At 61.0% G+C, this 24,235-nt stretch carries 25 protein-coding genes and 1 riboswitch; of the genes, 20 read left to right on the forward strand and 5 right to left on the reverse strand.

The window, feature by feature from the left end; all coding sequences use genetic code 11:
• Window positions 1-3: 3 nt before the first annotated feature.
• Window positions 4-969: an NAD(P)H-dependent flavin oxidoreductase gene (locus ACSQ16_RS03080; protein ID WP_243261732.1), complete on the forward strand. Its 966-nt coding sequence runs from the start codon at window positions 4-6 to the stop codon at window positions 967-969.
• Window positions 970-989: 20 nt separating this feature from the next.
• Here ACSQ16_RS03080 and ACSQ16_RS03085 read toward each other — a convergent pair whose 3' ends face one another.
• The gene (locus ACSQ16_RS03085; protein ID WP_243261731.1) at window positions 990-1,853 is read right to left on the reverse strand and encodes an LOG family protein; all 864 of its coding nucleotides are present in this window, start codon (window positions 1,851-1,853) and stop codon (window positions 990-992) included.
• 172 nt (window positions 1,854-2,025) lie between these two features.
• Between ACSQ16_RS03085 and dapD the strand changes: the two genes are divergently transcribed.
• The 7 genes from dapD to ACSQ16_RS03120 all read left to right on the forward strand — a co-directional run bounded on the left by dapD (window position 2,026) and on the right by ACSQ16_RS03120 (window position 9,115).
• A complete protein-coding gene (gene dapD, locus ACSQ16_RS03090) occupies window positions 2,026-2,853 on the forward strand; it encodes a 2,3,4,5-tetrahydropyridine-2,6-dicarboxylate N-succinyltransferase (RefSeq protein WP_243261730.1) in 828 nt (275 codons plus the stop codon).
• Window positions 2,854-2,909: 56 nt separating this feature from the next.
• Entirely contained in the window at window positions 2,910-3,164 is a 255-nt protein-coding gene (locus ACSQ16_RS03095) for a GlsB/YeaQ/YmgE family stress response membrane protein (RefSeq protein ID WP_093927489.1), read from the forward strand.
• 75 nt (window positions 3,165-3,239) lie between these two features.
• The gene (locus ACSQ16_RS03100) at window positions 3,240-3,578 is read left to right on the forward strand and encodes a hypothetical protein (RefSeq protein WP_093927488.1); all 339 of its coding nucleotides are present in this window, start codon (window positions 3,240-3,242) and stop codon (window positions 3,576-3,578) included.
• A 125-nt stretch (window positions 3,579-3,703) separates the two neighbouring features.
• On the forward strand, window positions 3,704-4,849 hold the full coding sequence (dapE, locus tag ACSQ16_RS03105) for a succinyl-diaminopimelate desuccinylase (RefSeq protein WP_243261729.1): 1,146 nt from the start codon (window positions 3,704-3,706) through the stop codon (window positions 4,847-4,849).
• A complete protein-coding gene (locus tag ACSQ16_RS03110; RefSeq protein ID WP_243261728.1) occupies window positions 4,846-5,415 on the forward strand; it encodes a TIGR04282 family arsenosugar biosynthesis glycosyltransferase in 570 nt (189 codons plus the stop codon). Before dapE ends, ACSQ16_RS03110 begins: the two co-directional genes overlap by 4 nt.
• Before the next feature lie 32 nt (window positions 5,416-5,447).
• Complete coding sequence (gene rnr / locus ACSQ16_RS03115) at window positions 5,448-7,715, forward strand: ribonuclease R (protein WP_435988588.1); 2,268 nt, start codon at window positions 5,448-5,450, stop codon at window positions 7,713-7,715.
• A 101-nt stretch (window positions 7,716-7,816) separates the two neighbouring features.
• Entirely contained in the window at window positions 7,817-9,115 is a 1,299-nt protein-coding gene (locus ACSQ16_RS03120) for a lytic murein transglycosylase (protein ID WP_243261726.1), read from the forward strand.
• A gap of 32 nt (window positions 9,116-9,147) precedes the next feature.
• Here ACSQ16_RS03120 and ACSQ16_RS03125 read toward each other — a convergent pair whose 3' ends face one another.
• A complete protein-coding gene (locus ACSQ16_RS03125; protein ID WP_243261725.1) occupies window positions 9,148-10,545 on the reverse strand; it encodes an aspartate aminotransferase family protein in 1,398 nt (465 codons plus the stop codon).
• A gap of 75 nt (window positions 10,546-10,620) precedes the next feature.
• Window positions 10,621-11,322, reverse strand: a complete 702-nt coding sequence (locus ACSQ16_RS03130; protein ID WP_093927482.1) for a GntR family transcriptional regulator — start codon at window positions 11,320-11,322, stop codon at window positions 10,621-10,623.
• Window positions 11,323-11,467: 145 nt separating this feature from the next.
• Here ACSQ16_RS03130 and ACSQ16_RS03135 point away from each other — a divergent pair, with 145 nt between their 5' ends.
• From ACSQ16_RS03135 to ACSQ16_RS03155, 5 genes are all read left to right on the forward strand, one after another.
• Entirely contained in the window at window positions 11,468-12,553 is a 1,086-nt protein-coding gene (locus ACSQ16_RS03135; protein WP_093927481.1) for a polyamine ABC transporter substrate-binding protein, read from the forward strand.
• A 79-nt stretch (window positions 12,554-12,632) separates the two neighbouring features.
• Entirely contained in the window at window positions 12,633-13,760 is a 1,128-nt protein-coding gene (locus ACSQ16_RS03140) for an ABC transporter ATP-binding protein (protein ID WP_243261724.1), read from the forward strand.
• A gap of 2 nt (window positions 13,761-13,762) precedes the next feature.
• Window positions 13,763-14,638: an ABC transporter permease subunit gene (locus ACSQ16_RS03145; protein ID WP_243263232.1), complete on the forward strand. Its 876-nt coding sequence runs from the start codon at window positions 13,763-13,765 to the stop codon at window positions 14,636-14,638.
• Window positions 14,635-15,456, forward strand: a complete 822-nt coding sequence (locus ACSQ16_RS03150) for an ABC transporter permease (protein WP_243261723.1) — start codon at window positions 14,635-14,637, stop codon at window positions 15,454-15,456. Before ACSQ16_RS03145 ends, ACSQ16_RS03150 begins: the two co-directional genes overlap by 4 nt.
• Window positions 15,453-16,781, forward strand: a complete 1,329-nt coding sequence (locus tag ACSQ16_RS03155; RefSeq protein ID WP_435988589.1) for an NAD(P)/FAD-dependent oxidoreductase — start codon at window positions 15,453-15,455, stop codon at window positions 16,779-16,781. The genes ACSQ16_RS03150 and ACSQ16_RS03155 overlap by 4 nt, the downstream gene beginning before the upstream one ends.
• A 6-nt stretch (window positions 16,782-16,787) precedes the next feature.
• On the opposite strand, the gene trhO is transcribed toward ACSQ16_RS03155, so the two are convergent.
• Complete coding sequence (trhO, locus tag ACSQ16_RS03160) at window positions 16,788-17,687, reverse strand: oxygen-dependent tRNA uridine(34) hydroxylase TrhO (protein WP_243263231.1); 900 nt, start codon at window positions 17,685-17,687, stop codon at window positions 16,788-16,790.
• Between the two features lie 98 nt (window positions 17,688-17,785).
• Between trhO and pncA the strand changes: the two genes are divergently transcribed.
• Both pncA and pncB read left to right on the forward strand, forming a co-directional pair.
• Window positions 17,786-18,382, forward strand: coding sequence for a bifunctional nicotinamidase/pyrazinamidase (gene pncA, locus ACSQ16_RS03165; RefSeq protein ID WP_243261721.1), 597 nt, complete (start codon window positions 17,786-17,788; stop codon window positions 18,380-18,382).
• Window positions 18,383-18,451: 69 nt separating this feature from the next.
• Window positions 18,452-19,744: a nicotinate phosphoribosyltransferase gene (pncB, locus tag ACSQ16_RS03170; protein WP_243261720.1), complete on the forward strand. Its 1,293-nt coding sequence runs from the start codon at window positions 18,452-18,454 to the stop codon at window positions 19,742-19,744.
• Window positions 19,745-19,747: 3 nt separating this feature from the next.
• On the opposite strand, the gene ACSQ16_RS03175 is transcribed toward pncB, so the two are convergent.
• The gene (locus ACSQ16_RS03175) at window positions 19,748-20,758 is read right to left on the reverse strand and encodes a PAS domain-containing protein (RefSeq protein ID WP_243261719.1); all 1,011 of its coding nucleotides are present in this window, start codon (window positions 20,756-20,758) and stop codon (window positions 19,748-19,750) included.
• A 165-nt stretch (window positions 20,759-20,923) separates the two neighbouring features.
• A riboswitch (cobalamin riboswitch) is annotated at window positions 20,924-21,140 on the forward strand.
• A 34-nt stretch (window positions 21,141-21,174) separates the two neighbouring features.
• Between ACSQ16_RS03175 and ACSQ16_RS03180 the strand changes: the two genes are divergently transcribed.
• The 5 genes from ACSQ16_RS03180 (at window position 21,175) to cobW (ending at window position 24,231) form a co-directional block, all read left to right on the forward strand.
• Window positions 21,175-21,345 (forward strand): CbtB domain-containing protein, encoded by a 171-nt coding sequence (locus ACSQ16_RS03180; protein WP_082849519.1) that lies wholly within the window; start codon window positions 21,175-21,177, stop codon window positions 21,343-21,345.
• 215 nt (window positions 21,346-21,560) lie between these two features.
• On the forward strand, window positions 21,561-22,244 hold the full coding sequence (locus ACSQ16_RS03185; protein WP_243261718.1) for a CbtA family protein: 684 nt from the start codon (window positions 21,561-21,563) through the stop codon (window positions 22,242-22,244).
• Between the two features lie 11 nt (window positions 22,245-22,255).
• Window positions 22,256-22,753, forward strand: coding sequence for a hypothetical protein (locus ACSQ16_RS03190; protein ID WP_243261717.1), 498 nt, complete (start codon window positions 22,256-22,258; stop codon window positions 22,751-22,753).
• 72 nt (window positions 22,754-22,825) lie between these two features.
• On the forward strand, window positions 22,826-23,200 hold the full coding sequence (locus ACSQ16_RS03195; RefSeq protein WP_243261716.1) for a DUF1636 family protein: 375 nt from the start codon (window positions 22,826-22,828) through the stop codon (window positions 23,198-23,200).
• The gene (gene cobW / locus ACSQ16_RS03200; protein WP_243261715.1) at window positions 23,197-24,231 is read left to right on the forward strand and encodes a cobalamin biosynthesis protein CobW; all 1,035 of its coding nucleotides are present in this window, start codon (window positions 23,197-23,199) and stop codon (window positions 24,229-24,231) included. Before ACSQ16_RS03195 ends, cobW begins: the two co-directional genes overlap by 4 nt.
• The last annotated feature ends 4 nt before the right edge of the window (window positions 24,232-24,235 follow it).

Genomic DNA, 24,235 nt, shown 5'->3' on the forward strand with positions numbered 1-24,235 from the left:
GCGATGCTGACCACGCGGCTGACCAAACGGCTGGGGATCGACCACCCGATTATCCAAGCGCCGATGGCCTTCGCCGCAGGCGGGCGGCTCGCGGCGGCGGTCTCAGGCGCGGGTGGTTTGGGGATGATCGGCGGGGCTTATGATGCCGGCGATTGGATCGCCGAGCAGATGGATGTGGCGGGCAACCAATCGGTCGGCTGCGGTTTTATCACTTGGAAACTGCGCGAGCATCCGCAGGCGTTGGAGCAGGTGCTCGCCCGCAATCCGGCGGCGGTCTTTCTTTCCTTCGGCGATCCGGCAGAGTTCGTCCCCGCGATCCAAGCGGCCAAAGTGCCGCTGATCTGTCAGGTGCAAACCCTGCGCGATGCCGCCCATGCGATCGATCTGGGGGCCGAGATCATCGTCGCCCAAGGGGCCGAAGCCGGTGGCCACGGCGAGAAACGCGCGACCTTTACGCTGGTGCCAGAGGTCGCCGATTACATTGCCCGCCACGCACCTGACACGCTGCTTTGTGCCGCAGGTGGCGTGGGCGATGGGCGCGGGCTGGCGGCGGCGCTAATGCTGGGGGCCGATGGGGTGGTCGTGGGCTCACGTTTCTGGGCGTCAGAAGAGGCGCTGGTGCATCCTGCTATGCTTGAGGCAGCGATCAAAGCGAGCGGCGATGACACGCTGCGCAGCACGGTGACCGACATCATGCGCGGCTATGACTGGCCCCAACGCTACACGGGCCGCGTGCTGCGTAATGAGTTCACCGACCGCTGGCATGATGACCCTGACGGGCTGCGCGCCGCTCTGGCGCAGGAGTTGCCGCGCTGGCAGGCGGCAGTGGCAGAAGGGGATGCCCGCACTGCCAATGCCTTTGTCGGAGAGGTCACAGGGCTGATCGGCGCGGTCAAACCCGCAGCCGATATCCTGCGCGATATTGTCCAAGGGGCCGAAGTGGCCTTGGGCCAGACCTTTACCCGGTGACGGGGCCGGGCAAAGCCCGATTAGCCATGATCTTCGACCTCTTCCCGGCCCGGCACATGTTCGCGGGCGGGAGCAGTTTCCCAATTGTCGATCACCTCCATCGCCTCATCCGCGCTTTCGACAAAGCGGAACAGGTCGAGGTCTTCGGCAGAGATCGTCCCAGCATCGGCCAGCGCGTCCCAGTTGATGATTTTTTTCCAGAACTCGCGCCCAAACAGCAAGAAGGGCACGCGATTCATCCGGCCGGTCTGGATCAGCGTCAGCGCCTCAAAAAGCTCGTCCATGGTGCCGAAACCACCGGGGAAAACACAGATCGCGCGGGCACGCATCAGGAAATGCATCTTGCGGATCGCGAAATAGTGGAAGTTAAAGCAAAGCTCCGGCGTGACATATTCGTTGGGCGCCTGCTCAAACGGCAGCACGATGTTCAGGCCGATGGAATGGCCACCTGCGTCCAACGCGCCGCGGTTGCCAGCCTCCATCACACCCGGGCCCCCGCCAGTGACGATGACGTTCTCCACGCCGCCGGTCTCCATCGACTTTTCGGTCATCAGGCGGGCAAAGGTGCGCGTTTCATCATAAAAACGCGACAGGTCGGCCAGCGTCTTGGTGCGGGCGGTGTGTTTATCGGCTGGCGCGGGAATGCGCGCACCGCCAAAAAGCACGATGGTCGATTGGATGCCGTGGGCATCCAGCAGCAACTCCGGCTTGAGCAGTTCCAGTTGCAGGCGCACCGGGCGCAACTCATCGCGGCACATGAAGTCATCGTCGGTAAAGGCCAGACGGTAGGCGGGCGCGCGGGTCTGTGGCGTGTCGGGGGCGTCTTGGGCCTTGGCGCGGTCAACATTGGCGCGGCGCAGGGGGTGGCGGTGTTCCTCGGTCATCCTCGGGTCTTTCCTTGGTCTAGGGCTTGGCTCAGGTGGCGCGATGGCCGTTCAGGTCAACATGCATTGTTGGTCGCAGAATGACCACGCCTCACTTTGCCCGGCAATTGCACCCTCGGCAGTGCGAGGCTATAGCCCTCAAAAGGCCTTTTCACATTCGGAGACTTGCCCCATGTCCAACGCCCAACTTGAAACCGCCATCGAAGCCGCTTGGGATACCCGCGACCAGATCACGTCCGCCACCACCGGCGAAGTGCGCGACGCCATCGAAGAGACGCTGAATGCGCTCGACAGCGGCAAGCTGCGCGTGGCGGAAAAGCAGGAAGACGGCAACTGGAAGGTTAACCAATGGGCCAAGAAGGCCGTGCTGCTGGGCTTCCGCATTAAGGATATGGAGCATCAAGAGGGCGGCCCGCAGGGCGCTGGCTGGTGGGACAAGGTCGACAGCAAATTCAAAGGCTGGGGCGATGCCGAGTGGAAAGAGGCCGGTTTCCGCGCCGTGCCGAACTGCGTTGTGCGCCGCTCGGCCTTTATCGCGCCCGGCGTGGTGCTGATGCCGTCCTTCGTGAACATCGGCGCCTATGTGGATAGTGGCACCATGGTTGACACATGGGCGACCGTCGGCAGCTGCGCGCAGATCGGCAAGAACGTTCACCTCTCGGGCGGCGTCGGCATTGGCGGCGTGTTGGAGCCGATGCAGGCAGGCCCGACCATCATCGAAGACAATTGCTTTATCGGCGCGCGCTCAGAAGTCGTCGAAGGCTGCATCGTGCGCGAAGGTTCGGTGCTGGGCATGGGTGTCTTCATCGGCCAGTCGACCAAGATCGTCGACCGCGAAACCGGTGAGATCATGTATGGCGAAGTCCCCGCAGGGTCGGTCGTTGTTGCAGGTACCATGCCGTCGAAAAACAACGTGAACCTTTATTGCGCTGTGATCGTCAAACGGGTGGATGCCAAGACCCGCTCCAAGACCTCGATCAACGAGTTGCTGCGCGACTGAGGGAACCAAATGCCCGGTCATGGCGTTGATCCCTGAATTTAAAGGAGATTAACAACATGACTGGTATTGGTTGGTTTGCCGCAATCATCGTAGGCGGCCTTGCAGGCTGGATCGCGGAAAAAATCATGAAGTCGGACATGGGTCTGATCATGAACATCATCCTTGGCATCGTTGGTGCCTTGGTCGCGAACTGGCTCTTGGTTCTGATCGTCGGCAGCACGCTGGGCGGTTGGTTGGGTCAACTCGTCGTCGGTGTGATCGGTGCATGTCTGTTGATCTGGGTCACCCGGATGGTGCGCGGCAAGTCATAACGGCGGGGGCTACGGCCCCTTTCCAAGTCTATGCGAAAAGGTTAGGGCTGCCGAAAGCAATCGGCGGCCCTTATCATGTCTGAACCTAAGAAAACCAAAAAACCTTCGCGCCAGCAGGTCTTTACCCTTTTGGTGCAGATCGGGCGCAAGGATGGTGACGGTTTGCCCGACAAGGCCACCGGTGCCGCGCTGATGTGTTTTGCATCTGGGATTGATGAAGCCGAAGCGGTTCGCGAAACCGTGGCGATCCTGAAACAAGCTGACACCAACCCGCTCGACGTGACCGGCTATGGCACGCTGGAAGAGCGCGAGGCCGAAGGTCAGGAGATCGACAGCGAAGAACGCGAACTCATGCAACGCGCTTTGGAAGAGAATTCGGTCATCGTCGCGCAGATGACGCCATTCTTCGACTGACATTTCAATCGTATTGCGACTTCAACGCTGATCCTCGCGGGGATTTGCGCTGGCCCCCCTTGGCATCTTAGGTTTTTCCCCACAAAAGTATCGGGAAACGCGAAATACCCTGAAAAGGAGCCGAAATGTCCGGTCTCGATCCTGCTGAACTCACCGCGAAACTGGTGCGCTGCGCCTCTGTGACCCCCATCAACGACGGCGCGCTTGAAGTGCTGGAGGAAGTTTTGGGTACCGCTGGGTTTGACTGCACGCGGGTTGACCGGGGCGGTGTTTGCAACCTCTTTGCTCGTTGGGGGAAGAAGGGCAACCACAAGTCCTTCGGCTTTAACGGGCACACCGACGTTGTGCCAATCGGAGACGAAGCGGATTGGTCCGTGCTGCCCTTTGGTGCCGAAGTGAAAGATGGCATCATGTATGGCCGTGGCACCACTGATATGAAATCGGGCGTGGCGGCCTTTGTCGCGGCGGCGGTGGATTTCGTGGGTGACACACTGGCAGATGGGTCTATCGTGCTGGCGATCACCGGGGATGAAGAGGGTGACGCCGTCGACGGAACGACGGCATTGCTGGATTACATGGCCGAAAACGGCGAGCGCATGGATGTCTGTCTGGTGGGCGAGCCGACCTGCCCAGAGACGATGGGCGACATGATCAAGATCGGGCGGCGCGGGTCGATGAATGCGCATTTCAAGGTGACGGGTAAACAGGGCCACGCGGCCTATCCGCACCGGGCCAACAACCCGCTGCCTGCGATGATGCGGCTGATGGACCGTTTGGCGAGCCATGAGTTGGATCAGGGCAGCGATCATTTTGATCCTTCCACGCTGGCGGTTGTAACGGTCGACACTGGCAACAAAGCCACCAATGTAATCCCGGCCCAATGTCGCGGTGCGGTAAATATTCGGTTCAACGACCACCATTCCGGCGACGGCCTAAGTGATTGGCTGCGCAGCGAGGCGGATAAAATCGCAGCCGAGTTTGGCGTGCAGGTGGATGTGCAAATTAAGATTTCGGGCGAAAGCTTTATCACGCCGCCGGGCGCGCTGTCTGATCTGATCTCAGGCGCGGTCGAGGCTGAGACGGGCGTAAAACCGGAGCTCTCGACCACGGGCGGCACCTCGGATGCGCGTTTCGTCAAGGCGCATTGCCCGGTGGTGGAGTTCGGTCTGGTCGGTCAATCCATGCACCAAGTCGATGAACATGTGCGGGTCGAGCATATCCACCAGCTTAAATCCATCTACGCGCGCGTGCTGCGGGATTATTTCACGTGAAACCAACGCTCATCGTTATGGTGAAAGAACCGCATCCCGGTCGGGTGAAAACCCGGCTGGGCCGTGACGTCGGCATGGTGGGCGCGGCATGGTGGTTTCGCCACCAGACGCGCCGCCTGCTGCGCCGCATCGAAGATCCGCGTTGGCAAGTGGTGCTGGCTGTCGCGCCGGATGTCGAAGGGCTGCAAAGCCGGGTTTGGCCCGCGCATTTGCCCCGCTGGCCGCAGGGCAGGGGCAATCTGGGCGACCGCATGGCACGGATGCTGCGCGCGGCACCGGGGCCGGCTTGCGTGATCGGGGCGGATATTCCGGGGGTTAACCGGGCTGAATTGGCTCGCGCGTTCAAAACGCTTGGCAGCCATGACGCGGTTTTTGGTCCTGCACCTGACGGCGGCTACTGGCTCGTTGGGCTAAAACACCCCCGCCGCGCGCCGCCCAGCCTGTTTGACGGGGTGCGCTGGTCCGGCCCCCATGCGCTGTCCGACAGCCGCGCGACCCTGCCGGGCTACCGCATCGCCGAAGTCTCCACCCTGCGCGACGTGGACGAAATTCACGATTTGCCATGACGACAGGGGGGCTGCGTGCTACCTGCTTAGGTATGAGCAAGATACCCAGCAAATCCGAGATCCTCGACTGGATCGAACAGAACCCCACGCTGACCGCCAAGCGCGACATCGCCAAAGCCTTTGGCATCAAAGGAGCGGCGCGGATCGATCTGAAGCGCGTACTGAAAGAGCTGGAGGCCGAAGGCCATCTGGAGAAGCGCAAGCGCAGCTATCAAGATCCGGATCGCTTGCCGCCGGTCTCGGTGCTGTTGGTCACGGGGCCGGACAAGGATGGCGATCTGTTTGCCAAGCCGATGGAATGGCTCGGTGAGGGGAAAGAGCCCGTCGTGCTGCTGATCCCGCGCGACAGCGACCCCGCCCTTGGCGAAGGCGACCGCATTCTGGCGCGGCTGACGCTGGTGAAGGGCGAAGACCACCATTATGAGGCGCGGCTGATCCGGCGCATTAGCAGCAACCCGAAAAAGGTGCTGGGCATCTTCCGCAAGGCTGCCGAGGGCGGGCGGATCGTGCCGATCGACAAGGGCGCAGACCGTGAATGGCGCGTCGGGGCGGACCATACCCACGGAGCCAAGGATGGCGAATTGGTCGAGGCCGAGCAGACCGGACCAAAGGGGCGCATGGGCTCTCCCCGTGCGCGAATTGTCGAGCGGTTGGGCGACCCATCAGAGCCGCGTGCAGTGTCACTTATCGCGATCCATCAGCACGGCATTCCCGATGACTTCCCCGATGCGGTGATCGCACAAGCCGATGCAGCGAAGCCACAGGGCCTTAAGGGCCGCGAAGACCTGCGTGATCTGCCATTAGTCACCATCGACCCGTCGGATGCGCGTGACCATGATGACGCCTGCTATGCCCATGCGGATGAAGACCCCAAGAACGAGGGTGGTCATGTCGTCTGGGTCGCCATCGCCGATGTGGCCGCCTATGTCACGCCCGGTTCGGCGCTGGATGTCGAGGCGCGCAAACGGGGCAACTCCACCTATTTCCCCGACCGCGTTGTGCCGATGCTGCCGGATCGCCTGTCGGGCGACCTGTGTTCATTGCACGAAGGTGTCCCGCGCGCCTGTATCGCCGTGCGTATGGTGCTGGACGCCAAGGGCAACAAGACCGGTCATACGTTCCATCGCGGGCTGATGCGCTCGCCCGCATCCTTGCATTACGAAGAGGTGCAGGACGCCATCGACGGCAATCCGAATGACCGCACCGGACCTCTGTTGGAGCCGGTGCTGAAGCCGCTCTACGCCGCTTATGGCGCGTTGAAGCTGGCCCGGGCCGAGCGCCAGCCGCTGGAATTGGACCTCCCCGAACGCCGCATCGAATTGGGCGACGACGGCAAGGTAAAATCGGTCAACTTCCGCGAAAGGCTCGACGCGCATAAGCTGATCGAAGAGTTCATGGTGCTGGCCAATGTCGCTGCCGCCGAGACCTTGCTGAAAAAGAAAACGCCGCTGCTGTTCCGCATCCACGAGGAGCCCTCACCGGAGAAACTGGAATCCCTGCGCGAGACGGCGCAGGCGGCCGGGCTGACGCTGGCCAAGGGGCAGGTGCTGATGACATCGCATCTGAACCGGCTGCTGGATCAGGCGGCGGGCACCGACGACGCCGAATTGATCAACATCAGCACCCTGCGCTCGCTGACGCAGGCCTATTACGGCCCTGCGCACATCGGGCACTTTGGCCTTGCGTTGCGGTCTTACGCGCATTTCACCTCCCCGATCCGGCGCTATGCCGACCTCATTGTCCACCGTGCGCTGATCACGGCGCATGGCTGGGGCAAAGACGGGCTGACGGTGGAAGAAATTGAAGGGCTGGAACAGACCGGCGCGCATATCTCGGACACCGAGCGGCGCTCAATGGTGGCGGAGCGGGACACGACCGACCGCTACCTCGCTGCCTTTCTGTCAGAACGTGTGGGCAATGAATTCACCGGGCGCATCAGCGGCATCGCGCGGTTCGGCGCGTTCGTGAAGCTGGACGAAACCGGCGCCGATGGGCTGGTGCCGATGCGCTCTTTGGGGCGCGAGTATTTCCACCACGACGCCGAGGCGCAGACGCTGATGGGCTCCGATACCGGCATGATCATCGGCATCGGCCAGCGCGTGACCGTGCGCTTGGCCGAGGCGGTCCCGGTGACAGGGGGCATCGCGCTGGAACTGCTTGAGATCGAAGATCAGAAGGTAAAACAAGGCGGGGGCGCTGGTCGGCGTAGCCCGGCGGGTCGCAACCCGCGCGGCAAGGCCGTGAAGGCCAAGCGCAAGAAAGACAAGATCAAACGCAAAGTGACCCGCACCCGCCGCTGAGGCGGCAAACCGGCGGAGCTTTGCGGATGCTTGTGCCCCTCCCTTCCCACCGGGGCGGGGCACGCATAGGATTTACCGCAACTTTATCAGGCGAGGCGTTTATGATCCGGCACTATGCGATGATTTCAAGCATTATGGCGACCGCGGGTATGGCGGTTCCGGCCTTCGGGTCCGGCCCGTCTGAATCCGCGCGCCCCGCGCCGCGTGCGTCTGAGGTTGTGCTCGTCTCCTCTACCCCGGCGGGTCAGGATGCACCTGTGGAAACCATGGGCGACGATGCGGGGCTTCGCGCTTGGGTAAAAGAATTCCGCCCCCGCGCCCTGCAAGAGAACATTGATCCAGATGTCTTTGACCGCGCGCTTGATACGGTAAGCTATGACCCTGAGGTGATCCGCCGCGACCGCAACCAGTCGGAATTTACCAAGACGATCTGGGATTACCTTGATACCGCGACCTCGGACCTGCGGGTGCAGAACGGGCAGAAGGCGCTGGCACAGTGGCAGCGTACGCTGGAAGATATCGAAGCGAAATACGGCGTCGAGAAAGAGATCGTCACTGCGATCTGGGGGTTAGAGAGCGCCTATGGCAGCTTCCGGGGCGGCGATAGTGTGCTGTCTTCGCTGGCCACCCTTGCCTATGACGCGCGGCGGGCCGAGTTTTTTGAGGGCGAATTAATCGATGCGCTGCGCATCCTTCAGGCGGGGGATACCGATGCTGAACAATTGCGCGGCTCTTGGGCGGGCGCGATGGGGCATACGCAGTTTATGCCGTCGTCCTTCCACGCCCATGCCGTTGACTGGGATGGTGACGGGCGGCGCGACATTTGGGGCGATAATCCCGGTGATGCGCTTGCGTCGACCGCAGCCTATCTCAAGCATTTCGGTTGGACCGAAGGTCAGCCTTGGGGCGTCGAAGTGGCCTTGCCCGAGGGGTTCGACTATTTGCTGGCCGATCGTGAGGTCACCAAAACCCCGGCGGAATGGGCGGCGCTTGGTGTGACCGCGCGGGACGGCTCTGCGGTGGCAGATCACGGTCCGGCGTCTGTGCTGCTGCCCGCCGGGGCGCAGGGCGCGGCCTTCATGATTTTCCCGAACTTCGAAGTGATCGAGCGTTACAACACCGCTGATGCCTATGTCATCGGCGTGGGCCATCTGGCGGATAGGATCGGTGGCGCGGAAGAGTTTCAGCAAGACTGGCCGCGTGAAGACCGCGCGCTGAGCTTTGATGAGCGGATCGAATTGCAGACCTTGCTGACCAAAGCCGGGTTTGACACGCAAAAGATCGACGCAAAAATAGGCCCGCTGACCGTCAACGCCGTGCGCAGCTTCCAACAAGCCGAGGGGATTGCGCCAGATGGCTATGCCTCTCCCCGGCTGCTGGAACGCCTACGCAAAGAGTAACGGGCCGCCCTACGTGGGGGCAGCCCGGTTGCTTAGGACGCTGCTTTCAACAGGTCTTTGTCTTTCAGGTCCGCATAAGTCGCATCCAGCGCCTTGGTGGCCCGTTCGGCGAAAATCTTGATCTCTTCGGGCGTGATGATCAACGGCGGAGAGATGATCATCCGGTCGCCCACATGGCGCATCACCAGATTATTGGCAAAGCAATGCTCCCGGCAGGTATACCCCGCCACGCCACCATCGGTGGCAAATTTGGCACGGCTTTCTTTATGCGGTGTCAGGGGCAAGGACGCCATAAGGCCAGAGACGTTAACCCCACCGACCAAGGGATGTTCACCCAGTTTTTCCAGCGCTTCTTTTAGCGCGGGGGCGGCGACGTCGCGCACATGGTCGATGATGTTCTCTTCTTGCATGATACGCAGGTTTTCCAGCGCCACGGCGGCGCAGACCGGGTGGCCGGAATATGTGTAGCCGTGGTTGAATTCGCAGGCGTTGATGACCTCAGCCACCTCGTCACAAACGATTGACCCGCCAATCGGTGCATAGCCAGAGCTGAGCCCCTTGGCGATGGTCATGATATGCGGCGTGATGCCCATGGTTTGCGAGCCGAACCAGTTGCCTGTCCGGCCAAAGCCGCAGATCACTTCGTCGGCGATCAGCAAGATGTCATGCTTTTCACAAATGCGCTGGATTTCAGGCCAGTAAGTGCTGGGCGGGATGACAACGCCACCGGCACCCTGCACGGGCTCACCAATGAACGCAGCGACCTTATCCGCGCCCAGTTCAAGGATTTTCTCCTCCAACTCACGTGCGCGGGCGAGGCCGAACTCCTCGGGGGATTGGTCGCCCCCTTCGGCGTACCAATCGGGTTGGCCGATATGATGGATGCCGGGGATCGGAAGACCACCCTGTTCGTGCATCGGCGTCATGCCCCCAAGGCTGGCCGATCCAACAGAGGACCCGTGATAGGCGTTCTTGCGGCTGATGATGTGGCTCTTTTCGGGTTTGCCCTTTTGCGCCCAATAGGTGCGAACCATGCGCAGGTTGGTGTCATTCGCCTCTGATCCGGAACCGGCGAAAAAGACGTGGTTCAGATCACCGGGGGCGAGGTCGGCCAGTTCCTTGGCCAGCGCGATGGCGGGCACATGAGTCGTTTGGAAGAAGGTGTTGTAATAGGGCAGTTCATTCATCTGCCGCGCGGCTACTTTGCCCATCTCTTCGCGGCCATAGCCAAGGTTCACACACCAAAGCCCCGCCATCGCGTCGAGGATTTCGTTGCCTTCGCTGTCGGTCAGATAGATGCCCTTGGCCCGCGTGATGATGCGCGCGCCCTTTTTACCCAAGTCGTCATTGGTGGTGAAAGGGTGCATGTGATGTGCCGCATCAAGGGCCTGAAGGTCTGCGGTGGGGAGGTGATTCGTGATTGGCGGCATGGGGACGCACCTTCTATCTGCGTGAAAATTAATCTTCGTCGGAGAATATGATCAAATTATAGCATGTCAATCGAATCAACGCGGAACGGGCAATCCATCAAGAGCTGCGCGGATTTGGCTCATTCCTTGGGCAACATCGCCTGCCATGACCTCCCCGGCGAGAATGACGTTGCCTGCAGAAAAGGCAGCCATAAGCTCTGCGTGTTTATCGGGCAGATTGCTGGTGCCATAGCGCCCACAGACCACCCGCAGCGAAGGGCCGAACCGCAGCCAAAGCCGATCTACCGTGGCGGCCATGATCGGCGCTTCGGCAAGGTCATAGATCATTGCGTGGAAGTTGTAGTTCTGCATCAAGTAGCCGCCAACATCGCCCCGGTCGATGGCAAGGTTCAGCGCGGTGTCGCACTCTTTCAGGGCGTCCATACGCCCTTTTGTCATGCGTTCCGCGGCCCGCCGTGTCAGCTCTGGCTCTAGCGTTTCACGCATGAAACCCAGTTCTTCAAGGCCCGTATGGGTGAGTTCTGGCACGGTAACCCGGCGGTTGCCCAAATGGGTTAACGCGCCTTCGGAAATCAAGCGGCGGATGGCCTCGCGAACGGGGGTCATGCCCGCGTCAAGCGCGGCTGTCAGGCCTTGGATCGTCACCCCCTGACCGGGGGCCAAATCGCCGAAAAGAATCATCTTGCGCAGACGTTCATATACATGCTGATGGATGGGTGTCTTGGCCGCCGCGTCGGCGGCGGGAAGCAGTCTCGAATCGGTTTTTTCTGAACCCATGGGAGCGGTCTTTCCATCTTGTTTCGCCGTAGCTTGCAGCATTTCCTTCTGCATGAAAGCATAAACCATCTTGCCCGAAGAGGCAAAACTTGATCAAATTGACGAAAGGTGGGGATCAACCCGACCTGTCTAACGGGAGTATGATATGAAACATGTGCTACTAAGCAGCGCCGCCGTTGCCACCTTGATGGCAGGTGCCGCTTCTGCCGAAACAGTTCGGGTCTACAACTGGTCCGACTACATCGATGAATCCCTGCTGGAGAAATTTGAAGAAGAGACCGGCATCGAACTGGTCTATGATGTGTTCGACAGCAACGAAATGCTGGAAACCAAAATGCTGTCCGGTGGGTCGGGCTATGACGTGGTTGTGCCCACGGGCACCTTCCTGCAGCGCCAGATCACTGCCGGGGCATTCCAGCCGCTGGACGCCTCCAAGCTGCCCAACTTGGAAAATATGTGGGACGTAGTCTCCTCGCGGACCGAACAATATGATCCCGACAACGCACATTCGATCAACTACATGTGGGGCACCACCGGGATCGGCGTAAACCTCGGCAAGGTCAAAGAGGTTTTGGGCGAAGACGCCCCGGTCGACTCCTGGGATCTGGTTTTCGACCCTGCCAATATGGAAAAACTGGCCGATTGTGGCGTGCATTTCCTCGATGCCCCGGCCGAGATGATTCCCGCAGCGCTGAACTACATCGGCGAAGACCCCAACAGCCATGACCCCGATGTCATCGCGAAGGCCGAAGACGTCTTCATGCCGATCCGCCCCTATATCCAGAAGTTCCACTCCTCGGAATATATCAATGCTCTAGCGAATGGTGACGTTTGCGTCGCAGTCGGCTGGTCCGGCGATATTCTGCAGGCCCGTGACCGCGCGGCCGAAGCTGAAAACGGCGTTGAAGTGGCCTATAATGCTCCCTCCGAAGGGGCGCAGATGTGGTTTGACCAAATGGCCATCCCGGCCGATGCGCCAAACCCCGAGGGCGCGCATAAGTTTCTTAACTTTATCATGGACGCCGAAAATATGGCGGCTGCGTCGAACTATGTTTACTACGCGAACGGCAATAAAGCCTCGCAAGAACATCTGGTCGAAGATGTGATCGGCGACCCCGCGATCTACCCTTCTGAGGCGGCGTTGGACAACCTGTTCACCACCACACCTTACCCGCCAAAAGTTCAGCGCGTGGTGACCCGGCTCTGGACTAAGATCAAGTCCGGTACCTGATCTGAGACAAGGGGTGCGGCCAGTCTGGTCGCGCCCCTTTTTCTTGCCCTCCGCGACCTGATCAAAGGATGTCTCAATCGTGAGCCCAACCGTTTTCGCCCCCTGGAACAACCCTGACGAAAAGCCGCTCATTCGCTTTAAGAATGTGACCAAGAAATTCGGTGAATTCGTCGCCATCGATGATCTGTCTTTGGACATCTACGCACAGGAATTCTTTGCCCTGCTTGGGCCTTCTGGCTGTGGCAAGACCACGATGATGAGGATGCTGGCGGGGTTTGAAAACCCGACATCGGGGCGGATCGAATTGGCAGGGCAAGACATCGCGCCGGTGCCGCCGAACAAACGTGCGGTGAACATGATGTTCCAGTCCTACGCGCTGTTCCCGCATCTAAGCATTTGGGACAATATCGCCTTCGGCCTGCGCCGCGATAAGATGAGCAAAGACGCGATTGAGGCCCGCGTGGCCGAGATGCTCAAGCTCACCCGCCTTGAGAAATTCGCTCGCCGTAAGCCCCATCAGATTTCCGGTGGCCAACGGCAGCGCGTGGCGCTTGCCCGGTCGCTTGCGAAAGCTCCGAAGCTTTTGTTGCTGGATGAACCCTTAGGCGCTCTCGACAAAAAGCTGCGCCAAGATACCCAGTTTGAACTGATGGACATTCAAGAATCCACCGGCACCACCTTTGTCATCGTGACCCACGACCAAGAAGAGGCGATGACCGTTGCCTCCCGCGTGGCGGTGATGGACGAGGGCCGCGTCATTCAGGTGGCCACCCCGGCCGAGATCTATGAGGCACCCAATTCTGTCTATGTGGCCGACTTCATCGGTGACGTGAACATCATCACGGCCAGCACCAAGGCCATCGGTCAAGATCAATACCATCTGAACTGGATCGAGGGGCAGCCGCCGCTGACCGCGACCTCCGCCTTGCCGTTCAGCGAGGGGCAGCAGGCCCATCTGGCGATCCGACCTGAGAAAATAAAAATCTCGACCGACCGGCCCGAGGACGCGCCCAACGCGCTACAGGGCAAAGTGCTCGATATCGCTTATCTGGGGAACCTCTCCACCTATCACGTCGAACTGCCCGGCGGGCAGGTGATTAAGGCGCAGACGGCCAACACCCGGCGCATCGCGCGGCGTGACATCACGTGGGAAGACCCGGTCTGGATTTCATGGAGCGCCACCGCAGGCGTTTTGTTGGCGCAATGAATATGCGTCGCTTTGCCCTGATCGCGGTCCCGTATTTCTGGCTGCTGGCGCTGTTTCTGGTACCTTTCCTGATCGTTTTCAAAATCTCGCTGTCCGACACGGCGCTGGCGATCCCGCCCTATACGCCGACCATCAAGGACGGCATCAGCGCGTTGATTGCGCAGCTGGATTTCGAGAATTTCGCCTTCCTCGCCTCTGACGATCTTTATTGGAAAGCCTACCTTAGTTCGCTGCGCATCGCGGTGATCTCTACCGCCTTTACGTTGCTGGTCGGCTATCCCATCGCCTACGGCATGGCCCGCGCCCCCGAAGAGTGGCGCGCCACATTGATGATGTTGGTGATCTTACCCTTCTGGACCTCCTTCTTGATCCGCGTCTATGCGTGGATGGGCATTCTCAGCAACGAAGGGCTGCTGAATCAATTGCTGATGTGGGTGGGTCTAACGGCAGAGCCTTTACAGATCCTTAATACCAACACGGCAGTCTATATCGGCATCGTCTATACCTACCTGCCGTTCATGATCTTGCCGATTTACGCTGCGCTGGACCGTCTGGATGAATCGCTAAACGAGGCGGCCGAGGATTTGGGCTGTTCGCGGCTGCAAGCCTTCTGGCTGGTGACGATTCCGCTGTCGCGCAATGGCATCGTGGCGGGCAGTTTTCTGGTCTTCATCCCCGCTTTGGGCGAATTCGTGATCCCCTCGCTTTTGGGCGGTTCGGGCACGCTGATGATCGGCAAAGTGCTCTGGGAAGAGTTCTTTAACAACCGCGACTGGCCGGTGGCGAGCGCCGTTGCCGTGATCTTGCTGCTGATCCTGATCATTCCGATCATCCTGTTCCAACGTAACCAGCAGAAACAGGCGGAGGCCGAACAATGAAGCGGATGACATGGTTCAACGTGACCTCGCTGACGCTGGGGTTTGCTTTTCTTTACCTGCCGATGATCATTCTGGTGATCTACAGCTTTAACGCCTCGAAACTGGTGACGGTCTGGGCTGGCTTTTCGACCCAGTGGTATGGCGAATTGCTGCAAAACGAGGCCTTCTTGAACGCCGCTTGGGTGACGATCAAAGTCGCCGTGGTGTCGTCTTCCATCGCCACTGTCTTGGGCACAATGGCCGCCTATGTGCTGGTGCGCGGCGGGCGGTTTATGGGGCGGACGCTGTTTTCGGGGATGATCTACGCGCCACTGGTGATGCCCGAAGTCATCACCGGCCTATCGCTGCTGCTCTTGTTCATCGGCATCGGGCTGGACCGGGGGGTGCTGACCATTGTGCTGGCGCATACGACCTTTTCGATGTGCTATGTCTCGGTCGTCGTGTCGTCGCGGTTGGTGTCCTTTGACCGCTCGCTAGAAGAGGCCGCGCTTGATCTGGGTTCGTCCCCTTGGGAAGCGTTCCGGCTTGTCACCCTGCCGATCATCGCGCCTGCGGTGATCTCAGGCTGGCTTTTGGCCTTCACGCTCAGCCTTGATGATCTGGTGATCGCCTCCTTCACCGCTGGGCCATCGGCCACAACGCTGCCGATCAAGATCTTCTCGGCAGTGCGGCTTGGCGTCTCGCCAGAGATCAATGCGCTCTCGACGATCATGATCGCCATCGTCACCGTGGGGGTCATCACCGCCTCGCTGGTCAGCAAGCGCTCAAGCCTACGCGCACAGGAGGAGACGCGTGCGGCGGAACGGCCTGCCACATGAGGCGCATCTACCCGGCCTTCGCCTATTCCGAAGCACCCCGCGCGGGCTGCTGGTGGGATGAAACCTGCGCCGCGCCGGATCGTCCGGCGCAGCACGGCGACGCGCAGGCCGATGTGGTGATCATCGGCGGCGGGTTCACCGGCCTCAACGCGGCGCTGCATCTGGCGCAGGCCGGGGTAGGGGCCACGGTGCTGGAGGCCGAGCGGGTGGGCTTTGGCGCTTCGGGCCGCAACGGGGGCTTTTGCTGCTTGGGCGGCGGGATGCTGGAAGACGCCATGCTTGATCGCAAGTTTGGGCGGGAGGGGCGGCTCGGTTGGCGGCAGGCCGAATTGGCCGCGGTCCGGCAAGTGGAGGATTTTATCACCACCCGCGGTGTCGATGTCGACCGGCATTCCCAAGGCGAAACCCAGCTTGCCCACCGCCCCCGCGATTTCGATGAGATGCGCGGCAAGCTGGACTATTACGCAGAGAATTACGGCGTCACGGTGCGGCTGACCGAAAGGACCGACCTTGCTGCCGAAGGGCTGAATGCGGATTTCGAAGGCGCGATCACCGTGCCGATTGGCTTTGGTCTCAACCCCCGAAAATACGTAACCGCCCTAGCGCAGGCCGCCGAAGAGGCGGGGGCGACGATCTATCACAACAGCCCAGCCCTCAACGTGACCCGGCGCGAGGGCGCATTCGACGTTACCACCCCCAAGGGCTCCATCCGCGCCGAGCGGGTGATCATCGCCACCAACGGCTATTCCTCCGAAGACCTGCCGCCGTGGCTTGCCGCGCGTTACATGCCGACGCAATCCAGCGTGATCGTGACCCGCCCGATGACCGAAGGCGAGCTGGCCGCGCAAGGCTGGACGAGCCAGCAAGCCAGCTATGACAGCCGCCACCTGCTTCATTACTTTCGCCTGATGCCCGACAATCGCATGTTGTTCGGCGTGCGCGGCGGGTTGCTGTCTAACCCGGCGTCCGAGGCGCGTGCCCTGCGCCGCGCACGGGCGGATTTCGAGGCGATGTTCCCCGCGTGGCGCAATGTTGAAACGCCGCATGGCTGGTCCGGCATGGTCTGTATCGCGCGCAACCGGATGCCCTTTGTGGGCGAGGTGCCGGATCAACCGGGCATGTTCGCGGGGCTGTGTTACCATGGCAATGGCGTGGCGATGGGCAGTTATTCCGGCGCGCTTTTGGCTGATCTGGTACGCGGCAAAACGCCAGAGCGGCCCTATCCCGCTCCCATGCGCGCCCCGCTAGCACGGTTCGAGTTGGGCCGCTTTCGCCGGGCGGTCATGCCTTTTGCCTATGCGGGGTTCGCGCTGTCGGATCGTTGATGGCTTTTAGCCCTGCTCCCGCGCGGCACGTTCTTTCGCCAACATGATCTGGCGCTGACGTTCGCGGAATCGTTCCTTGTCAGCCTCCGAAGTCTCTTCCGCACATTGATGACAGGAAACGCCAGCCTCATAGGCGGGGTGTTTCGTATCCTCAGGCAGGATCGGACGGCGGCACCCGTGACAGAGCATATGCGGCCCTTCGCGCAGCCCGTGGCCGACGCTGACGCGGTTGTCGAAGACAAAGCAATCGCCTTCCCACGTGCTTTCCTGTTCGGGCACCTCTTCGAGGTATTTCAGGATGCCGCCCTTAAGGTGAAAGACATCCTCAACGCCCTGACCAATGAGGTAATTGGTTGATTTCTCACAACGGATGCCGCCGGTACAGAACATCGCGATCTTCTTATTGTGGAAGCGGTCTTTGTTCGCCTCCCACCACGCGGGGAATTCGCCGAAGCTTTCGGTCTGCGGGTCGACCGCGCCTTCAAAGGTGCCGATGGCCACTTCGTAATTGTTGCGCGTGTCGATCACCGCCACATCGGGCGAGCGGATCAATTCGTTCCACTCTTTGGGGTCGACATAGTGCCCCACCTTGGCGCGCGGATCGACATCGGGCTGGCCCATAGTGACGATCTCGCGCTTGATGCGGACCTTCATCTTGCCAAAAGGCGGCTTGTCGCTCGTCGCCTCTTTCCACTCCAGATCCGCGCAGCCGGGCAGGGCGCGCAGATGGGCGATCACCGCGTCGATCCCGGCGCGCGGCCCGGCGATCGTGCCGTTCACCCCTTCGGGGGCCAAAAGCAACGTGCCCATGACCGATTGCGCCTCGCAAAGCGCGAGCAGCGCAGGCTTGAGCGCGGCGGGGTCCTCAAAGCGGGTGAAGTGATATAGGGCGGCAATGGTATACATGAGCGTCAAATAAGCGCTTCGGGCGCAAAGCTCAATCCGGGGCGTGCCATTGACCTACCCCATGCACAGCCCTACCCCTTTCGTTAAGGAGAATGCCCATGACCCATGCCCTGATCGTGATCGATGTCCAAAATGATTTCTGCCCCGGTGGCGCGCTGGAAGTGCCGCAAGGCGATGAGATTTTGCGCGGCATCAATGCGCTGATGCCCGAGTTTGACGCGGTTGTTCTGACGCAAGACTGGCACCCGGCGGGGCATTCGTCATTCGCTTCTTCGCATGACGGCAATGCGCCTTATGAAGTTGTCACCATGCCCTATGGCCCGCAGGTGCTCTGGCCCGATCACTGCATTCAAGGCAGCATCGGCGCGCAGTTCCATCCTGATCTGCAAACAGACCGGGCCGATCTGATCATTCGCAAAGGCTATAATCCAGACATCGACAGCTATTCGGCGTTTTTTGAGAATGACCACAGCACCCCCACGGGGCTTGAAGGTTACCTGCGCACCCGCGGGATTGAACGGCTGACGATGGTCGGGCTGGCACTGGATTTCTGCGTGAACTTCTCGGCAGTGGATGCGGCGAAACTTGGGTTCAAGGTCGATGTGCGCGAAGACCTGTGCCGCGCGATTGATTTGGACGGATCGCTTGGCCAATCCCGCGAAGGGATGCGCGCCGCCGGGGTCACGCTGGCCTGAGCCGCCGCTTTCCACTTGCCCATCTGCCCGCCCCCTTGGCATGAAGGGGCATGCAATAAGGAACCTCCCATGGTCGACATCGCCACCCGCGTCTATAACCACAAGTGGAAGATCGACCCCATCGTGCGGTCGCTGATCGACACGGATTTCTATAAGCTGCTGATGTGCCAATCGGTGTTTCGCAACAAGCCGGACACGCAGGTTACCTTTAGCCTGATCAACCGCTCCACCCACATCCCGCTGGCCAAGCTGATCGACGAGGGGGAGCTGCGCGAGCAACTCGATCATATTCGCTCGCTCAGCCTCAGCCGGGGCGAAAGCACTTGGCTGCGCGGCAATACCTTCTACGGCAAGCGCCAGATGTTCCGTCCCGATTTCATGGAGTGGTTCGAAGGCATGCGCCTGCCGCCCTACCATCTGGAGCGGAAGGGCGATCAATATGAGCTGACCTTTGAGGGCAAGTGGCACGAGGTCATGCTGTGGGAGATCCCCGCGCTGGCGGTGCTGATGGAGCTGCGCAGCCGCGCGGCGCTGGACCCGATGGGCAAGTTCGAGCTTCAGGTGCTTTACGCCCGCGCGATGACCCGCGTCTGGGAAAAGATCGAAGCGCTGCGCGAGGTGGATAACCTCTCGATTGCGGACTTTGGCACCCGGCGGCGGCATTCGTACCTCTGGCAAGACTGGTGCGTGCAGGCGATGCATGAGGGGCTGGGAAATGCGTTCACCGGCACCTCTAACTGTCGCATTGCCATGATGCGTGAGCTAGAGGCGATTGGTACGAACGCGCATGAGTTGCCGATGGTCTATGCTGCCTTGGCCGATGATGACGCCGAGCTTGCCCGCGCACCTTACGACGTGCTGTCGGACTGGCATGATGAACACGAAGGCAATCTGCGGATCATCTTGCCCGACACTTACGGCACCAAGGGTTTCCTTGATCACGCGCCCGACTGGCTAGCGGGCTGGACCGGTATCCGCGTCGACAGCGGTGATCCGGCCACGGCGGCGCAGACGGCCATCGACTGGTGGCGGGCGCGCGGCGAAGACCCGACGACCAAGCGGGTGATCTTTAGCGATGGGCTGGATGTCGACAAGATCAAGGAGTTGCACGCGCAGTTCGCGGGCAAGGCCAAGGTCTCCTTCGGCTGGGGCACCTTGCTGACCAATGACTTCCGCGGATTGGTGCCGAAGGATGCGCTGGCGCCGTTCAGCCTTGTCTGCAAAGCGGTCAGCGCCAACGGGCGGCCTACGGTCAAACTCTCGGACAACCCGAACAAGGCGATGGGCCCGGCGGATGAGATCGCGCGCTACAAGCGGGTCTTCGGGGTAGGAGAACAGACCGCGCAGCAGGTGATCGTCTAACGGTCAGCCGTCCGCCGTGGCGGTCATCGGGAATTCCGCCGTGGCGATCAATCCTTCGGGCTGCCAGTCATAATGCAAAGTGCCACCGACCGCGCGGGTCAGCGATTGGATGATCCGCGACCCGCTGTCGCGATCAGACTTGGTCACCTTCGGCCCCCCGATTTCCTGCCAAACGAAACGCAGACGTGCAGGCGCTTGAAGGATCGCGATGTGCAGCGATACCTGCCCGCTCTCCGTGCTGAGCGATCCATGTTTCACCGCGTTTGTCGCCAATTCATGCAGAGCCAGCGTCAGGGGTGAGACTAGCCGATGCGATATCAGCGGGTTGTCTCCAGAGAGGGTGATCTGCTCTTCGGTCGCCGAGGTATAGGCCCGCATGATCGGCCCCATCAACGTCTCGAAATCCACCTCTTGCTGGTCACTGCGGCCAATCGTGTCGAAATGCGCAGCACCCAAGGCTGACAGCCGGTCAATTACCTTGTCGGCAAAGGCTCCGGGCGTGGGCTCCTCTCGGGCGGTAATGCGGACCATGGCAGTCATAACATTAACGATATTACGCAGCCGGTGCAGCAGTTCATCGTCTGCCAGTTGGCGGTGTTCGCGCTCCACGCGGCGACGCTCAGAGACATCAAGCTGAGAGCCGAAGAAATAGATCAGCTTGCCGTCTTCATCATTGATCGGGCCAAGCTGCAGCGCGTTCACAAAGCGGCTGCCGTCTTTGCGGTAGTTCACGATTTCCACCGTATCAACCCGGCGGTCCAAGAGAATCTGGCGCACCGTCTCCACGCTTTCGGGTGTCGTGTCCGGGCCTTGCAGAAACCGGCAATTCTGACCGACGATCTCTTCCATGCGGTAGCCGGTAAGGTCGGTGAAAGCCTCGTTGACATAGACAATCGGATTGTCCGGCAGCGTCGGGTCGGTGATGCACAATGGCAAGCGGGCATAGCGCACGACCTTGCCAAGAACGTCATCGGTCAGGGTGGGGCGATCGGCGGAGACCGTCTTGTCGTTCATAAATTCCCGCCCTTCGCTTAAAACTGGCCGACAATGTGCCCTGAGCGTAGCTTTTGGGTCAACCCGCATACTGGGGTGCGACCCATATTTAGCTACTAGATGATGTATGCGCCATCGGGTTTTGCCAGGCTGAATAAATGCGGCTTGTCATGAAGGGTCGAAAATGCGTAATTGGACCCGCTTGGTGTCCCGAAAAGCGCCTTTGGGTGTGGGACCGAAAAGGGAATTCAGTAAGGGGTCGCAAGACCCCGAAGCCGAAGCCGCCCCCGCGACTGTAAGCGGTGAGCTAATGCCCCTCGTGCCACTTGTCCATTCGGACGGGGAAGGCGGGCAAAGGCCACGACCCGCGAGCCAGGAGACCTGCCAAGCGAGTGAAACGCTAGATGCCGTCGGGTGTGACGGTAAGGAGAATGAAGATGACGACAATGATTAAGACCGCCGGTGCCACGCGCAGCAAACTCGTACCGGCGCTGTTTGCCGCTGTATTGGGTGTGGCTCTGATGGCGCTGACCGGCCATGTGCAGGCCGCAGCTCTGCATGATGCCGCCCATGACGTGCGCCACGCGACAGGCTTTCCCTGCCACTAAGCGCCCGTGTTCGGTATCACAGGGGTCCGGGCTGCCATGCCGCAGTCCGGCTGTCTGTGATTCTGGCTTTCTTTCCATGCCCGCCTCTTGCCGTTTTGCCTGCGCCCGCCGTTCGCCGCGTCGGGAGGGCTTTGGCACATCTTGAGGCTGGGTAATGTCCTCGGCCCGCGTGTCGCGCGGCGCTGAGTATCATTTCGCATCCAAGGATCATTGCGATGTTTTCACGTTTTCTGACTTCCGCCCTCTTTGCAGGGGCCTCTGCCGGTTTGCTGACCGGCCTTCTGCAGCTCTATTTCGTGCAGCCCGTTCTGCTTCATGCCGAGCTTTATGAGACTGGCGCGCTAGTGCATTTTGGTGCGGACGCGGTCAGCGCGCACCCCGATCTGCCCGGTTTCGACGCCGTCCGCGATGGGCTGAGCCTGATTTTCACCATGCTGACCTATACCGCCTATGCGCTGATCCTTTTGGCCGCGATGAGCTTTGGCGAAGAGCGCGGCGCGGTGATTGATGGCCGCTGGGGCATCCTTTGGGGCGTGGCGGGTTTCGTCGCCTTCCACCTCGCGCCGGGCTTCAGCCTTGCGCCCGAGGTGCCCGGCGTGGCCGCTGCAGACATCACCGCACGGCAGATCTGGTGGTTCGCCACGGCGGGGGCGGCGCTGGTGGCGCTCTGGCTGCTGGCCTTTGGCAAGGGCTGGGGCGCGTGGATCGGGGCGGCGGTGTTGCTGATGGCCCCGCATGTCGTCGGTGCACCCGAGCCCGACAGCTTCAGCGGCCCGGTGCCCACCGAGATCGGCGCGCTGTTCGCTGCCCGCGCGCTTGGCATCGGCCTTGCCGCATGGGTGTTGCTGGGCAGTTTCGCCGGGTTCTTTTGGCAACGTGAAGGCGCGCAAAGCGCCTGAGGGAGGTCGAAATGGACAGATCACTGGCGCTTTTCGCCATTGGATTGGTCTTTGGCGGTGGCATCGGTTTTGCTATCGCTGCAAGCAACGGCGTGACCTTCGACGGCCATGATCACGGCGACCCTGCCGCCCATGGCGAGATGAACCACGGCGGCGCAGACCACGCGCGGATGCACGGCCAACCCATCGCCCTCGCCGCCGAAGACGCCCCCAGCCTCGCGATCCGCGTGACACCTGACCCAATGTCAGGCCATAACCTTTTCGTGGAAACCGACGGCTTCGCCTTTGCCCCGCAAAACGCCAGCGGGGACAACCAACCGGGCGAGGGCCATGCCCATGTCTATGTTAAAGGTGCGAAGATCGGGCGGCTCTACGGCCCATGGCTGCATCTGCCTGATCTGCCCAAGGGCGAGGTCACGGTTGAGGTCACGCTCAACGCCAATGACCACCGCCCCTTGGCGGTAAACGGTGCGCCGATTACCGCGCGCGAGGTGCTGACAGTTGAATAATCGCCTCGCTTCCCCTTTTCATAACGGGCCGGAGCGCATACCCGGCACGCATAACCCGATGGGACCAGATCGATGAGCACGACCCTACATGTCTGTATGACCTGCCGCGCGGGCGAGGTGCTGGAGGAAGACGCCCCGCGCCCCGGCGCGCAGCTTCACGCCGCCCTTGACGCCACAGGTGCGCCCGAGGGCGTAACAATCGTTCCGGTGCAATGTCTTTCCGCCTGTTCGCAGGGCGCCGCCGTGGCGCTCTCCGCCCCGGGCAAATGGTCCTATGTCTATGGCCGCCTGACCAAGGAAGACGCCGCCGACATCCTTGCCGGAGCCGCCGCCTATGCCGCCACCCAAGACGGGCTGGTGCCATGGCGCGAACGCCCGGTCATCTTTCGCAAGCAAAGCCTTGCGCGTATCCCCCCTTTGACCCTGCCGCAGGAGCCTTCCGCATGAGCGATCTCGCTAAAATTCCCGTAACCGTCATCACCGGCTTTCTCGGCGCTGGTAAAACCACGCTGATCCGCCACCTGATGACCAATGCAGGCGGGCGTCGCCTTGCCGTTTTGGTTAATGAGTTCGGGACCGTGGGAGTGGATGGCGACATCCTGAAATCCTGCGCCATCGAGGATTGCCCAGCCGAAAATATCGTCGAGCTGGCCAATGGCTGTATCTGCTGCACCGTGGCCGATGATTTCATCCCCACTATCGAAGCGTTGATGGCCCTGCCGACGCGCCCCGATCACATCCTGATCGAAACCTCTGGGCTGGCCCTGCCGAAACCGCTGCTCAAAGCCTTTGACTGGCCGGCGATCCGGTCCAAGATCACCGTCGACGGCGTCATCGCGCTGGCCGATGCAGAAGCCGTGGCCGCGGGCACTTTCGCCGCCGATGTAGCCGCCGTAGATGCGCAGCGTCTGGCCGACGACAGCCTCGACCACGAAACCCCGCTCTCTGAGGTATTCGAAGATCAAATCTCCTGCGCCGATATCATCTTGATGTCCAAGGCCGATCTTGCCGGTCCAGAAGGGCTCGCTAAAGCCCGCAAGGTGATCGAAGACGAAAGCCCGCGCGAAATTCCAATCCTTGAGATGACCGAAGGCGTGATCGACCCCAAGGTCGTACTGGGCCTCAACGCCGCTGCCGAAGACGATCTCGCCGCGCGCCCCTCGCACCACGATGGCCACGACGATCACGAGCATGACGATTTCGAAACCGTGGTGATTCCGATGCGGGAAGTGGCGGATGTCGATGCGCTGGTCGCCTCGATCGAGCGGCTCGCGCGGGAGCAGAACATCCTGCGCGTGAAGGGCTATGTCGCGGTCGAGGGCAAGCCGATGCGCCTGTTGGTACAGGCCGTGGGCGCGCGGGTGCGACAGCAGTTCGACCGCCCTTGGGGCAGCGACACGCGCGCCGGCCATCTGGTGGTGATCGCCGAGCATGACGACATCGACCTCGCCGCAATCCGCGAGACATTGGGAGCCTAACCGC

This window comes from Sulfitobacter sp. SH24 (assembly GCF_965641895.1).
Classification (GTDB): Bacteria; Pseudomonadota; Alphaproteobacteria; order Rhodobacterales; family Rhodobacteraceae; genus Sulfitobacter; species Sulfitobacter dubius.

Bases quoted from the DNA above. Each gene is read 5' to 3' on its own strand.
- ACSQ16_RS03080 (WP_243261732.1), top strand. From the start codon at position 4: ATGCTGACCACGCGGCTGACCAAACGGCTGGGGATCGACCACCCGATT.
- ACSQ16_RS03085 (WP_243261731.1), bottom strand. From the start codon at position 1,853: ATGACCGAGGAACACCGCCACCCCCTGCGCCGCGCCAATGTTGACCGC.
- dapD (WP_243261730.1), top strand. From the start codon at position 2,026: ATGTCCAACGCCCAACTTGAAACCGCCATCGAAGCCGCTTGGGATACC.
- ACSQ16_RS03095 (WP_093927489.1), top strand. From the start codon at position 2,910: ATGACTGGTATTGGTTGGTTTGCCGCAATCATCGTAGGCGGCCTTGCA.
- ACSQ16_RS03100 (WP_093927488.1), top strand. From the start codon at position 3,240: ATGTCTGAACCTAAGAAAACCAAAAAACCTTCGCGCCAGCAGGTCTTT.
- dapE (WP_243261729.1), top strand. From the start codon at position 3,704: ATGTCCGGTCTCGATCCTGCTGAACTCACCGCGAAACTGGTGCGCTGC.
- rnr (WP_435988588.1), top strand. From the start codon at position 5,448: ATGAGCAAGATACCCAGCAAATCCGAGATCCTCGACTGGATCGAACAG.
- ACSQ16_RS03120 (WP_243261726.1), top strand. From the start codon at position 7,817: ATGATCCGGCACTATGCGATGATTTCAAGCATTATGGCGACCGCGGGT.
- ACSQ16_RS03125 (WP_243261725.1), bottom strand. From the start codon at position 10,545: ATGCCGCCAATCACGAATCACCTCCCCACCGCAGACCTTCAGGCCCTT.
- ACSQ16_RS03130 (WP_093927482.1), bottom strand. From the start codon at position 11,322: ATGGGTTCAGAAAAAACCGATTCGAGACTGCTTCCCGCCGCCGACGCG.
- ACSQ16_RS03135 (WP_093927481.1), top strand. From the start codon at position 11,468: ATGAAACATGTGCTACTAAGCAGCGCCGCCGTTGCCACCTTGATGGCA.
- ACSQ16_RS03145 (WP_243263232.1), top strand. From the start codon at position 13,763: ATGCGTCGCTTTGCCCTGATCGCGGTCCCGTATTTCTGGCTGCTGGCG.
- ACSQ16_RS03150 (WP_243261723.1), top strand. From the start codon at position 14,635: ATGAAGCGGATGACATGGTTCAACGTGACCTCGCTGACGCTGGGGTTT.
- ACSQ16_RS03155 (WP_435988589.1), top strand. From the start codon at position 15,453: ATGAGGCGCATCTACCCGGCCTTCGCCTATTCCGAAGCACCCCGCGCG.
- trhO (WP_243263231.1), bottom strand. From the start codon at position 17,687: ATGTATACCATTGCCGCCCTATATCACTTCACCCGCTTTGAGGACCCC.
- pncA (WP_243261721.1), top strand. From the start codon at position 17,786: ATGACCCATGCCCTGATCGTGATCGATGTCCAAAATGATTTCTGCCCC.
- pncB (WP_243261720.1), top strand. From the start codon at position 18,452: ATGGTCGACATCGCCACCCGCGTCTATAACCACAAGTGGAAGATCGAC.
- ACSQ16_RS03175 (WP_243261719.1), bottom strand. From the start codon at position 20,758: ATGAACGACAAGACGGTCTCCGCCGATCGCCCCACCCTGACCGATGAC.
- ACSQ16_RS03180 (WP_082849519.1), top strand. From the start codon at position 21,175: ATGACGACAATGATTAAGACCGCCGGTGCCACGCGCAGCAAACTCGTA.
- ACSQ16_RS03185 (WP_243261718.1), top strand. From the start codon at position 21,561: ATGTTTTCACGTTTTCTGACTTCCGCCCTCTTTGCAGGGGCCTCTGCC.
- ACSQ16_RS03190 (WP_243261717.1), top strand. From the start codon at position 22,256: ATGGACAGATCACTGGCGCTTTTCGCCATTGGATTGGTCTTTGGCGGT.
- ACSQ16_RS03195 (WP_243261716.1), top strand. From the start codon at position 22,826: ATGAGCACGACCCTACATGTCTGTATGACCTGCCGCGCGGGCGAGGTG.
- cobW (WP_243261715.1), top strand. From the start codon at position 23,197: ATGAGCGATCTCGCTAAAATTCCCGTAACCGTCATCACCGGCTTTCTC.